Below are 12909 nucleotides of genomic sequence, written 5' to 3'. Positions count from 1 at the left end.
TTCCTTTAGATGAAGGGGCGCAGCCAGTCACCGCTGGGCAGCGAGATCCCCAGCCCGGCGGTGAACACGTAATAGCTGCCCACGGCCATCAGCACGCCTGTCAGCAGCGCCTTGCCCCAAGGGGCGGCGAAGGCCCGTGCCAGAGCGACCGCCGTCAGCAGGGTGGTGACGACGAAGCCCAGCCGCGTGAACAGCAGCGCGTAGATCAGCAGCGCGGCGAGCACCACCAACAGCTTCACGGCCAGGGAGCGGTCGGGCCAGTGGCCGTTGCTCCCGGGCTTGAGTACCAGCACCAGCGACAGCACGCCGAGCAGGATCGACAGGATCAGCGGAAAGGCCTTGGGCCCCACCGGATCGTAACTGAAGGGCACGTGAAGCCTGGCGGCCTGGACGGCGACGAACGCCGCCAGACCGATCAGGCACAGGCCCAGTACTCGGTCGGCGGCAAGCTTCATTGGCTCAGACCCACTTCTTCCGCCAGTGACTTGAACTGCGCGACCTGCTCCTGGACGTAGCTATCGAAGTCGGGCCCGAAGCGCGACATCGGGAACAGCCCGCGGGCCTCGCGCAGCTCGGCGAACTGCGGGGATTCGGACAGCTCGGTGAGCCGCTCGACCCAGGTGGCGTAGGCTTCGTCGTCGGTTTCGGGGCCCATGTAATAGCCGCGCCAGATCGGCCACTGCACGTCGTAGCCCTGCTCGGCGGCGGTGGGAATATCGGCGTAGGGGCCGTCCATGCGCTCCTCGGAGAGCGCCGCCAGCACGCGGATCTTGCCGCTCTCGAGCTGCGACTTGAGCTCGGAGAGGTCGCCGGTGAAGACCTGGATATGGTCGCCGAGCAGGGCTGCCAGTGCCTCGCCGCCCCCTTCGAAGGCAACGTAACGCAGGTCCTGAGGCGCAATGTCGGCGGATTTCGCGGTCAGCGCCGCCTTCATCCAGTCCTGGCTGCCGATCGTGCCGCCGGCCCCGAAAGCGATCTCGCCGGGGCTGTCGCGCAGATCGTCCATCAGCTCGTCGAGGTCCTGCCAGGGCGCATCGGCATTGACCACGATGGCGCCGTAGTCGACGCCCAGGGCGCCCAGCCAGCGGACTTCGGTGGCGTCGTACTGGCCGAACTTGCCCAGCGCCAGGTTGACCGCCGCGCCGGTGCTGGCCGCCACGATCAGGTTAGGATCATTCTTGCGCACGCCGTTGACATGGTTGTAGGCCACGGCGCCAATGCCACCTGGCATGTAGGTGACGACCATCGGCTGGTCGATCAACCCGGTTTCCTGCAGGCCGTTGGCCGCCAGGCGACAGGTCAGGTCGTAGCCACCGCCCGGCTTGGCCGGTGCGATGCACTCGGTGGAATTGGATTGCGCCTGCGTGCCGCCGGCGACCAGCATGCCGCCCAGCAGGGCCAGCCCGGAGCAGTGACGGAAAGCCTTGTTGATCTTCATGGCGAACTCCTGTTCTCTTGTTCTGGGAGCGCGGAGAGGGATTTCCCCGCCTGCCATCGCTGTGGATGACAGAACGGCCATGCTAGGCGCGCAACCTTTCACCAACCTGTCATCTCCTCACCGCCTCATGAGACTTTGGTCGTATGCGCCTGCTCGTCGTCGAGGATGATCCTCTCATCGCCCGCTCGCTGCACCAGGCCCTGACGCCACTGGGCAACACCGTCGAGGGCTTCGCGCGCCATGCCGAGGCCAGTGCGGCACTGCGTCACGACAGCTTCGACCTGATCCTGCTCGACCTGGGGCTGCCCGACGGCGACGGACTGACGCTGCTCGGCGAACTGCGCGAGCGCGGCGACACCACCCCGGTGCTGATCCTCACCGCCCGCGATGGCATCGACGACCGGGTGCGCGGGCTCGACCTGGGCGCCGACGACTATCTGGCCAAGCCGTTCTCGCTCGCCGAACTCGAGGCGCGGGTGCGCGCCCTGCTGCGGCGCAGCCAGCAGCGCAGCGACAACCGCCTGCGCCTGGGCGCGCTGTGCTTCGATCCGGCCCTGGGCGTCGCCACGCTGCATGACGAGCCCCTCGAGCTGCCGCGTCGCGAGCTGTGCCTGCTGGAAGACCTGCTGCTGCATGCCGGCAGCATCACTCCGCGCGAGATGCTCGAGAACCGGCTGTTCGGTTTCGGCGAGGTGGGCTCCAACGCCCTGGAGGTCTACATCAGCCGCCTGCGCAAGCGTCTGAAGGACAGCGGGCTGCGCATCCGGACCTTTCGCGGCCTGGGCTATCGGCTCGAGGAAGAGCGCGAGTGATCGAGGTCGACGGCACCCTCAAGTCGCGCCTCGCGGTCTGGCTTTCGGTCACCGTCACTGCACTGGGCGCGCTGCTTCTGGTCGAGGCCTATTTCAGCTCGCAGCGTGCCGCCGAGCGCGCCTACGACAGCCAGCTCGAATCGGCGGCGCTGACTATCGCCGAGGCCGTGCAGTGGCAGGAAGGGCAGCCGGTGGTGGAAATTCCCGCCGCGGCGCTGCAGATCATCGCCACCCGTCATCAGGAGCGGGTCTTCTACGCCGTGCTCGACGCCGAGGGGCGGCGGGTCTCGGCCAATCTGGATATCCCCATTCCGGCCGAGCGACGTGCCGAGGTGGCCGAAGGGCCGGTGTGGACGAACGCCGAGCACAGCGGCGCCGAGTGGCGCCTGCATGGCTGGGAGTTCGACTCCGCGGGTTGGGAAACCCAGGACCCGGTGCAGATCTGGGTCGGCCATACCCTGGCCGGGCGCCAGGCCTTGACCGGCGAGCTGTTCGAGGGCGCGGTGAGCCGCTTCCTGGTCATGGTGCTGGTGGCGGGGCTGCTGATGCTGCTGGCGATGCGGGTGGCGTTGAAGCCCATGCGTCGCCTGCGCCAGCTGCTGCGCCAGCGTGAGGCCGACGACATGCGACCGTTCGATGCGCGGGTGCCGGAAGAGCTGCGCGAGCTGGCCGAAACGCTCGATACCCTGTTCGCCCGCCAGCGCGAGAGCCGCGATGCGCTGCTGCGCTTCACCGCCGATGCCAGCCACCAGCTCAAGACACCGCTGTCGGGGCTGCAGAGCACCAGCGAGCTGGCCTTGAAGAGCAACCGGCCCGAGGAGTGGCACCGGGCGCTGGCGGCGGTCCATCAGGGAGCCGAACGCACCAGCCGTCTGGCGAGCCAGCTACTCAGCCTGGCGCGACTGCGTCACGTCGCCGATGGCCGCGAGATGCACCGGCTCGACCTGGCGGCGCTGCTACGCGAGACCGTATTCGACTGGGCCGGGCGCGACGTCGCTCGGGATCACGACCTGGGGTTGGCCGAGCTGCCCGATACCCCGCTCTACGTTCACGGCGAGCCCTGGGCGCTGCGGGAACTGCTCGGCAACCTGATCGACAATGCCCTGCGCTACACGCCGCCTGGTAGCGTGATTACCCTGGGCCTGGTGGAGCACGCTGGAGGCGTGGGGCACGCTGGAAAGGTGGAGCTCTACATCGAGGACGACGGCCCCGGCGTGCCCCCTGAGATTCTGGAGCGCCTGCACCAGCCCTTCGAGCGTGGCGGACGCCAGGACACCGAAGGCTCGGGGCTGGGGCTGGCGATCGTCGATTCCATTGCCCGGCGCCACGACGCCCGCCTGAAGGTGGCGCCGCACACGCCGTGCGGGCTGAGCATCAGTATTTCCTTCCCCCTGGAGAACAGGCCATGATGCCCCGGTACTTCCACGCCTTCGCGTTCGCCATTCTCCTGCTGGCGGCGGCACCGGGCCGGGCGGCGAATCCCCTCGTGGTCGAGGCGGCACTCGACGAGGAAGTGGTCGCACCGCTGCTGGCAGCCTTCGAGCTGGCGCATCCCGACATCGACCTGGACTTCCGCGACCGCTCCACGCTGGAGGTCGATGAGCGCGTCGCCGGAGCCGCCCCGGCACCGGACGTGGTGATCAGCTCGGCCATGCCGTGGCAGATGGCACGCGTCAACGAAGGCTACGCGAGCCGCCTGGATTCGGCCGAGGCGCGGGCCTGGCCGGAATGGGCCAAGTGGCGCGACGAGGTGTTCGGCTTCACCTTCGAGCCGATCGTCATGGCCTACCGTCTCGACCTGTCGCGCCACATGATGCCGCCGGCCACCCATGCCGACCTGCACACGCTGCTGACCGAGCAGTGGGAGCTGCTGCGCGGGCGGGTGACCACCTACTCGCCGTCGCACAGCGGTGTGGGCTACACGCTGTTCCAGCAGGATGCCCGCTATACCACCCGTTTCTGGGACCTGGTCGCCGCCATGGGCAACGTCGAGGCGGTGCTCGAAGCCAACACGCGCGACATGCTCGAAGGCATTAGCGAAGGCCGCTACTGGCTGGGCTACAACCTGCTGGGCTCCTACGCCATGGTGTGGGCCCAGGAGCATCCCGAAGTGATCGTCCAGGTGCCCCAGGACTACTCGCTGGTGATGATGCGCATGGCGTTCATTCATCGCGATGCGCCGCACCCCGCCGCGGCCCGGCAGTTCCTCGATTTCCTGCTCAGCCGCGAAGGCCAGCGGGTGATCGCTGGCGAGACGCCGCTGTTCAGCGTGCGCCCCGACGTGATCGGCCCCTATACCGCGCAGCGCCTGCGCGACCAGGTCGGCGACCGGCTCTATCCCATACCGCTCGATGCCTCGCTGCTGGCGTTCGTCGACCCGCAGCGGCGCGATGCCTTCATGCAGCGTTGGCGACGCGAATTCAGGCGCCGTTGACAAACCGATCCGACCGGCCTTCGCATTGCCCGTGCCTTGGCCGGGACGCTATAATGGTCGATTACTTTTCCCACTCCCCCCACCAGCACTGGGTGTTGCCGACTATGCTACGTATGGCCCAAGAAGCTCTTACGTTCGACGACGTATTACTCGTACCCGGCTACTCGGAAGTCCTGCCCAAGGACGTCAGCCTGCGGACCCGCCTGACTCGCGACCTCTACCTCAACATCCCCCTCGTTTCCGCCGCCATGGATACCGTGACCGAAGCCCGCCTGGCCATCGCCATGGCCCAGGAAGGCGGCATCGGCATCATCCACAAGAACATGGCCATCTCCGCCCAGGCGGCCGAGGTGCGCAAGGTCAAGAAGCACGAGAGCGTGATCGTCAAGGACCCGGTGACCGTCGGGCCCAAGGCCAAGCTCGAGGACCTGCTCTCCATGGCCCAGGAGTACGGCTTCTCCGGCTTCCCGGTGGTGGAGGGCGAGACCCTGGTGGGGATCGTGACCGAGCGCGACATGCGCTTCCAGCCCAACCACGGCGACCGCGTGGCGGACATCATGACCCCGCGCGAACGCCTGGTCACCGTGGCTGAGGGCACCGAACTCGACCTGATCAAGAGCAAGATGCAGGAACACCGGGTCGAGAAGATGCTGGTGGTGGATAACGACTTCCACCTGCGCGGCCTGGTCACCTTCAAGGACATCGAGAAGGCACGCACCTTCCCCAGCGCCGCCAAGGATGCCGACGGCCGCCTGCTGGTCGGCGCCGCGGTGGGCACCGGGCCGGAAACGCCGGACCGCGTGGCCGCGCTGGCCGAGGCCGGGGTGGACGTGATCATCGTCGATACCGCCCACGGCCACTCCAAGGGCGTGATCGACCGCGTGGCCTGGGTCAAGGAGCACTTCCCGCAGATCCAGGTGATCGGCGGCAACATCGCCACCGCCGCCGCCGCGCGTGCGCTGGCCGAAGCCGGCGCCGACGGCGTCAAGGTCGGCATCGGCCCCGGCTCCATCTGCACCACCCGCGTGGTGGCAGGCGTCGGCGTACCGCAGATCACCGCGGTTTCCAACGTCGCCGAGGCGCTCAAGGAATTCGACATCCCGCTGATCGCCGACGGCGGCGTGCGCTACTCCGGCGACCTGGCCAAGGCCATCGCAGCCGGTGCCAGCGCGGTAATGGTAGGCGGCCTCCTGGCCGGCACCGAGGAAGCCCCGGGCGAGGTCGAGCTGTTCCAGGGCCGTACCTACAAGGCCTACCGCGGCATGGGTTCGATGGGTGCCATGGCCCAGAGCCAGGGCAGCGCCGACCGTTACTTCCAGGACAAGAGCGAAGGCGCCGAGAAGCTGGTACCGGAAGGCATCGAAGGCCGCGTGCCCTACAAGGGCGTGATGAGCGCCATCGTGCACCAGCTGATGGGCGGCCTGCGCGCCTCCATGGGCTACACCGGCTGCACCAACATCCAGGAGATGCGCACCAAGCCGGAGTTCGTGCAGATCACCGGCGCCGGCTTCGCCGAATCGCACGTGCATGATGTGCAGATAACCAAAGAAGCGCCAAATTATCGGGCCGGTTAACCGCCAGCTCGTAAGAAACAAACGCGGCGGGTATCATCCCGCCGCACGCTTTTGCATCCGGCCCGCCGCCATACGTTGCCAGTAGAGACGCCCAGATGACCGACATTCACGCCCACAAGATCCTCATCCTCGACTTCGGCTCCCAGTACACCCAACTGATCGCCCGCCGCGTGCGCGAGATCGGCGTGTACTCCGAAGTGCGCGCCTTCGACATCACCGAGGAGGAGATCCGCGAGTACCAGCCCAACGGCATCATTCTCTCCGGCGGCCCGGAATCCACCGTAGCGGCCGGCTCGCCCCGCGCGCCCCAGTGCGTATTCGAGATGGGCCTGCCGGTGCTGGGCATCTGCTACGGCATGCAGACCATGGCGGTGCAGCTCGGCGGCGAAGTGGAAGGCTCCAACAAGCAGGAGTTCGGCTACGCCCAGGTCAAGGTCGACGGCAACGACGAGCTGTTCCGCGACATCAAGGATCACGTGGACCACGACGGCAAGGCGCTGCTCGACGTGTGGATGAGCCACGGCGACAAGGTCGCCCGCGCGCCGGAAGCCTTCACCGTCACCGCCTCCACCCCGAGCTGCCCCGTGGCCGCCATGAGCTGGGCGGAGAAGCGCTTCTACGCCGTGCAGTTCCACCCCGAGGTGACCCACACCCTGCAAGGCATGCGCATCCTCGAGCACTTCGTCGTCGGCATCTGCGGCGCCGAGAAGCTGTGGACCCCGGCACGCATCATCGAAGACCAGATCGCCCGCGTGCGCGACCAGGTCGGCGACCGCCACGTGCTGCTCGGCCTCTCCGGCGGCGTGGACTCCTCGGTAGTCGCGGCGCTGCTGCACAAGGCCATCGGCGACCAGCTCACCTGCGTGTTTGTCGACAACGGCCTGCTGCGCAAGAACGAAGGCGACCAGGTGATGGAAACCTTCGCCCGCCACATGGGCGTGAAGGTGATCCGCGTGGACGCCGAAGCGCTGTTCCTCGGCAAGCTGGAAGGCGAGAACGACCCGGAAGCCAAGCGCAAGATCATCGGCAATACCTTCATCGACGTGTTCGATGAGGAAGCCAGCAAGATCGAAGGCGTCGACTTCCTGGCCCAGGGCACCATCTACCCCGACGTGATCGAATCCGCCGCCAGCAAGACCGGCAAGGCCCACGTGATCAAGTCGCACCACAACGTCGGCGGCCTGCCCGAGACCATGAAGCTGCAGCTGGTCGAACCGCTGCGCGAACTGTTCAAGGACGAAGTGCGCAAGCTCGGCCTGGAACTTGGCCTGCCCTACGACATGGTGTACCGCCACCCCTTCCCGGGGCCGGGCCTGGGCGTGCGCATCCTCGGCGAAGTGAAGAAGGAGTACGCCGACATCCTGCGCGAAGCCGACGCCATCTTCATCGAAGAACTGCACAACGCCGACTGGTACCACAAGACCAGCCAGGCCTTCGCCGTGTTCCTGCCGGTCAAATCCGTCGGCGTGGTCGGCGACGGCCGCCGCTACGAATGGGTCATCGCCCTGCGCGCGGTGGAAACCATCGACTTCATGACCGCACGCTGGGCCCACCTGCCGTATGAATTGCTTGAAAAGGTTTCCAACCGCATCATCAACGAGATTCGCGGCGTCTCCCGCGTGACCTACGACGTCAGCAGCAAGCCGCCTGCGACGATTGAGTGGGAGTGAGGGTAGCCTAGGCGGCACGGCTGAGCTGGCCGGGATCAAGGGTCTACCAAAGGGTAGGCCTTCTGAATTGCATTTTGTTACCTTGTCGGCTTTACTTCAAACAGTGGTAAATGAAAGACTGTAAAACTAACGCTTGACTGTCTCGGGGAAATGATGTAATCCCGGGGCGGTAGCGTGTCATGACCATCTCATTACTTTGGTTGCTTTAGTTGATGCGAATTATAGTTATCAACGGTGTCTCTTGTATTTAACTCGTTCGGTGTTTTATGGATTCAAAGAGTAATAAAACAATAATTTCTGAGTCTGAGAGCGAAACTCATTCGATGAAACGTCGTATATTTGACGAACAAGAAAGAATAGCAAAAACCTCAACTCCAGAAATTGTAATTGCTCTTTGCGGTCCTTTGGGTACACCTCTTCATGAGGTGGCTGAAACTTTTGAAAAGCTACTTGCTGGCTCAGATTATAACTACACATATGTTAATGTTATTAGGTTAAGCGAAGAGATAAGAAGAGAGGAAAAAATTCCAGAGTCTGAGAAGTCCATTAAGCGGCTGATTGAGGCTGGGAACTCCTTGAGGGAAAGGACTACCAATAATATTTTGGCAAAACTTGCTGTAAAAAAAATTACGATTAAGCGTGCAGCGTTACAGGAAGTAAGTCAGCAAGATGGTGGAGATGAGAAAAGTGCTATAGAACCCACCGTTACAGTTAAAACGTGCCACATTATCGATTCTATAAAGCATATTGATGAGCTAAGGCTTCTCCGTTCAATTTACGGTGATATGCTGCATGTTGTTGGTGTGTATTCTCCGGTTGAGATGCGTATCCAGAAGTTGGAAAAAATCAAATCTGGACAGGATGTGATTCATGATTTGATCGATAGAGACTCTGGTGAGGAAGTGCATTACGGACAGAGTGTAGGGGAAACGTTTCCTTTGTCAGATTTCTTTATGCGTATTGATGCGGGGACGGACTCACAAAGAGAAAAACGAGCAAGGCGATTTTTAGATCTAATGTTGGGAACGAAAATAATTACACCAACTGTGGCAGAAAGGGCTATGTATTTGGCATATTCTGCCGCAAGAAACTCTGCGTGCTTGTCTAGGCAAGTAGGGGCGGCGATAACTAATCGAGATGGAGAACTCCTTGCAACGGGCTGGAATGATGTTCCTAAGCCATTTGGAGGGCTTTATGAAACTAAAGACGCTAGCTCGTCTGCAGATGATGACAAACGATGTTGGAATGTTGAGGGCGGCCATTGTTTTAATGATAGTGAAAAAACAAAAATTGCGAATGCTGTAGTTGAAAGATTGATTGAAAAAAAATTGGTTGTAGAAGAAAAGAGACAAGAGGCGTTTGAGGTAATTAGAAAAGATAGTCAGTTAAAAACTTTAATTGAATTTTCAAGAGCAGTGCATGCTGAAATGCATGCGCTTCTAAACGCCGGTTCCTCAAACGGAGCACAGATTAAAGGGGGAAAACTATTTGTCACTACCTACCCTTGCCATTCATGTGCCCGTCATCTAGTTGCGGCTGGAATATCTGAAGTCTACTTTTTAGAGCCTTACCGTAAAAGCTTGGCAACAAAGCTACATGATGATGCGCTCACAGAGCAAGAGAGTGATAGTAAAAAAGTTAGAATTATACCATTCGATGGGGTTGCGCCTGCCCGTTATCTAAGTTTTTTTTCTCCTGGGATGGCTGGACGAAAGAACAAAGATGGGAAATTGCAGCTTTCATCAGCCTTTCCTGTCACTGCGCCATCCATTGAAGCAATACCAACTCTTGAAGGTCTAGTGGTGCGTAGCCTAGAGTAGGATGGAGATAATCTCGAATCATATTGGATTTAGCTTGATAATTTCGTGGAGTCGGCACATGGATAAAGAAATGCAGCTTGACCTTTTTGGGGAAAATATCTCGGAAAATTCCCGTTTCATATCAGACTGTGGAGCTTCGCTAAATAATGGAGGGAATGGATTTCAACAACAGAGGGCAAAGATTTTTTTGTTTGATCCCGCCATGAGAAAGGATAAGGAACACTACGAATATGAGAGAAAATTGGTTGAGAAAATTTTAAATAAAACTAAGTTGTTTTAAGTGGTAATGGTTTTTTGAATGAATATTGATGTTGTTGTTCAAGATGTAGTTTATATGAAGTGACTATTTTTAGCGCCCAACTTTCCAAGATATCTATCAGTAAAGCGCCTTCTCCGCGCGGGGTATTCGTGCCACCTTTTTCGTGCCCTTCTCATGCAAATTGCTGTGAGCGCGACAGAGCGGCAAACAGGCCTGGCTTGGTTTAAAAATTACTGTTCGGTAGTTCAATTCCTCTCCTAATATGTTCGGATTATAGTAGTAACTGCCCAATTAAACTCTCTCATATCAATTTCAAAATTTCCCAACATTGTCTCTAACCTATATCGAATAATGTATGACGTCTGCAGCAAGCTCAAGCCGTCCGCAACGATCAAAAGTTATCTATAAATACCGGGCCTCTCATTGAGAGGTTTTTTTTTATACTGTTCATACCAATTGTGATATTTGTTGATTTTAAATAGATATGCGGGGCGGCCATGGAAAGCAAGCGTAAAGAATTGCTTGAGTATATTAGACTGCTTTATGAGAGGCAGTCGAGTGCATCTTCGAAAGCTGGGGTGACGTTATGGGCTGTTCTTGCTGGTCTTGTTTATTTGTTATGGAATACTTTCGATAGCCTTTTAAGCGTTCAAGAAATTAAGGTCTTTAAGGATTCTTTTTATTATTATTTTGGAAATATTGTAGTGGCGCTTTTTGCATTGACCATGTTGGCTTCATACCGAGGCGTTTTGAAGGGTAAGCGAAATTATGATTATAGGCTGTATAAGAAGGGAGCAGGGGGAATTGGCTTTCTTTTGGTTGTGCTGGCTTTTTCGCTGATTCCAATATATTTTAGTTTTTCTTCTGAGCCTTTGGAAGACAATAATTATTACGCCTTTCAGAGGTTGCTGAATTTTTGGTTTTTTGTGTCGATTTTTGTCCTATTTGGATTGTCTTCAATATTGAGTTTTTTTAAGAATCATATAAGTGAAATGCCGTCGCCAGATAATTTTGCACTAGAGGATTCTTGGTTTCAGATAGCGGTTTATAGTGTGCTGCTGATTGTTATTATAGAGCTTTTTGTAGGCAATCTCGTTGTAGTTGCTGTCGGTTTTTACTCAAGTGGTTATGATCCTATAGCAATTAGGGTGGCGTTTAATTTATCACTAATTATTCTTGCTATATTCTTTCTATTTAGCAGGGGTTCAGAAAAAGATAGGCTTGGCTTTCTTGCACGACTTGAAAGAGATATAGTTATACATGATATTGAACCTCGAGTGATCCTGGAAAGACTTCAAGGTGAGTTGCTCGGTAGTTATATTGGTGATTGGCTTGGGGAAAAGCTTAAGGAGGTCAAGGAATGTGCCGAAGAGGTTGTTCTTGCTGCAAGAAAAAGTAATGAGGTCGCACAGGAAATCGAGTCAATAGATGTGGCTTATGAGCGTGAGAGACGGGGTAGGTTAGATGAATATTTGCAGGCCTTAGCTGCTCGTGAGGAGCAGTTTCTGGCGGCATCAAATCCAGTAATAAAGTGGTTGGAAGCTGTTGCTATTCAGTTGCAGATTTCACGCGACGATTTTATAGGAGTTTTGGTTAAAGAGAGTTTGTCTGACTTGAAAAACTGTATTGAAGAGGTTGGTAGAGAGTTGTCAGTGGCAAGGGGCAGAATAAGTGGTGTAAAGGAGCTGTAGCCAATTTTTAATATGTTTCATTGGCTGTTCAGCGTCGGTATTCATTTGAAGTGTTCTCTCGGTGCTTTATAGGTTGAGCCTCTAGCTTGAGTTATTATTGGCTTATGAAATAATGGGGGTGGGGATGAAGAAGTGGGGAGTCGTTTGGAAAGCGTACATGGTCGAGTGTACCCGAATGAAACTGATTGCTGATGTGCTTGGTAGTCTCGGAAAGTATTTTAAGTATTTTCTAGTTTTGAATTTTCTTTTATTTTTATTTTTCGTTGTTCTGAGTGTTTATGCGCAGTTTAGTTACCCACATTACATATCTAATTTTATTTTTATTGCTCTTGCTGTCCTTGAGTTATCTTTGATAAAGTTTTCTGATTACGCAAGAAAAGAATATCTAAGGAATGTTTATACTAATGAGGATGTTGCGTTGGCTCCACCTGAAGAGGTGAATCATCAGGACGTCAGGTATCTGATGTTTCGAAGAAGAATCATTGAAGAAAATATAATTGAAGAAGATATTGTTTCTATGTTTGATATAATTGCAGCTAGACTTGAAATGGAGAGCTCAGTGGGAGTTTACACGAAAGGATTTCTTGCTTTCTTAGGAGCTCTATTTATTGCCTCATACTCTTATGTGATTGATTTTGTTGGAGAGGAAAATGTTTTTGGTTTGGTTCTTTCTATTCTGGCTGCAGGGGTTTTTGTTTTCTTTATATTGTCCCTGATGCCTTCTAAGATTGAAAAAATAAAGGAGCTTAAATATTTTCTTTCTCTTTATAAACAAGAGCTATTGTCGAGTTGATTTTTTAATGGTTTTGTTGCGTAATGAATGCAATCCGCTATTTCTAGAGCGCTGGTTGTACAGTGACGGTATTCACCTGATACATGCCCCGATGGACTTCCTACTAGTTAGGCAGAGTTTTCTGCCGTTTTTCTGGGTCTCTTGTCGTCGCTCCGGGACCCTTACTTGAAGCCAGTATAGGATTTATCCTTTCATGCTGAGGCTAAATTAATAGGCTTCGTGTTAGAAATGGCCATTAGTATTCAGTGTGAAGAATGTCGAATTATTTCCCCAGCATCTCCCCCAGTATCGGTTTTTTCATCGGGTCGTCGCTCATCTGCCATACCAGCAATAGCGCATCGGCCTCGGGCGATTCGGCCAGGCAAGCTGCCAAGATGTGGTTGGAGTTGGGGGGCGTCTAGCTCGCTGGCCATGACAT

General features: G+C 56.8%; 11 protein-coding genes. 9 read left to right on the top strand and 2 right to left on the bottom strand.

Annotated features, from left to right (window positions below; translation table 11 throughout):
• Positions 1-5: 5 nt before the first annotated feature.
• Together ACRWQA_RS18425 and ACRWQA_RS18420 are read right to left on the bottom strand one after the other, a co-directional pair.
• A complete protein-coding gene (locus ACRWQA_RS18425; protein ID WP_434227920.1) occupies positions 6-455 on the bottom strand; it encodes a tripartite tricarboxylate transporter TctB family protein in 450 nt (149 codons plus the stop codon).
• Positions 452-1438, bottom strand: coding sequence for a Bug family tripartite tricarboxylate transporter substrate binding protein (locus ACRWQA_RS18420; protein WP_434227921.1), 987 nt, complete (start codon positions 1436-1438; stop codon positions 452-454). Before ACRWQA_RS18420 ends, ACRWQA_RS18425 begins: the two co-directional genes overlap by 4 nt.
• A gap of 143 nt (positions 1439-1581) precedes the next feature.
• Here ACRWQA_RS18420 and ACRWQA_RS18415 point away from each other — a divergent pair, with 143 nt between their 5' ends.
• The 9 genes from ACRWQA_RS18415 to ACRWQA_RS18375 all read left to right on the top strand — a co-directional run bounded on the left by ACRWQA_RS18415 (position 1582) and on the right by ACRWQA_RS18375 (position 12491).
• Positions 1582-2250, top strand: a complete 669-nt coding sequence (locus tag ACRWQA_RS18415; RefSeq protein ID WP_434227923.1) for a response regulator — start codon at positions 1582-1584, stop codon at positions 2248-2250.
• Entirely contained in the window at positions 2247-3659 is a 1413-nt protein-coding gene (locus ACRWQA_RS18410; RefSeq protein WP_434227925.1) for a sensor histidine kinase, read from the top strand. Before ACRWQA_RS18415 ends, ACRWQA_RS18410 begins: the two co-directional genes overlap by 4 nt.
• The gene (locus ACRWQA_RS18405) at positions 3656-4684 is read left to right on the top strand and encodes an ABC transporter substrate-binding protein (RefSeq protein ID WP_434227927.1); all 1029 of its coding nucleotides are present in this window, start codon (positions 3656-3658) and stop codon (positions 4682-4684) included. Before ACRWQA_RS18410 ends, ACRWQA_RS18405 begins: the two co-directional genes overlap by 4 nt.
• Before the next feature lie 104 nt (positions 4685-4788).
• Positions 4789-6258: an IMP dehydrogenase gene (gene guaB, locus ACRWQA_RS18400; RefSeq protein WP_434228066.1), complete on the top strand. Its 1470-nt coding sequence runs from the start codon at positions 4789-4791 to the stop codon at positions 6256-6258.
• A 95-nt stretch (positions 6259-6353) separates the two neighbouring features.
• A complete protein-coding gene (guaA, locus tag ACRWQA_RS18395) occupies positions 6354-7928 on the top strand; it encodes a glutamine-hydrolyzing GMP synthase (RefSeq protein WP_434227928.1) in 1575 nt (524 codons plus the stop codon).
• 266 nt (positions 7929-8194) lie between these two features.
• The gene (locus tag ACRWQA_RS18390; protein ID WP_434227930.1) at positions 8195-9748 is read left to right on the top strand and encodes an anti-phage dCTP deaminase; all 1554 of its coding nucleotides are present in this window, start codon (positions 8195-8197) and stop codon (positions 9746-9748) included.
• Positions 9749-9806: 58 nt separating this feature from the next.
• Positions 9807-10028 carry a hypothetical protein gene (locus ACRWQA_RS18385; RefSeq protein ID WP_434227932.1) on the top strand — a complete coding sequence of 74 codons (222 nt, stop codon included), beginning with the start codon at positions 9807-9809 and terminating at the stop codon, positions 10026-10028.
• Between the two features lie 476 nt (positions 10029-10504).
• Positions 10505-11698, top strand: coding sequence for an ATP synthase subunit B family protein (locus ACRWQA_RS18380; RefSeq protein WP_434227933.1), 1194 nt, complete (start codon positions 10505-10507; stop codon positions 11696-11698).
• 175 nt (positions 11699-11873) lie between these two features.
• Entirely contained in the window at positions 11874-12491 is a 618-nt protein-coding gene (locus ACRWQA_RS18375; RefSeq protein WP_434227935.1) for a hypothetical protein, read from the top strand.
• Positions 12492-12909: the final 418 nt, after the last annotated feature.

Source organism: Billgrantia sp. C5P2 (assembly GCF_051062895.2).
The sequence above is the reverse complement of the archived record's forward strand: the minus strand, read 5'-3'. Positions and strand labels throughout refer to the sequence as shown.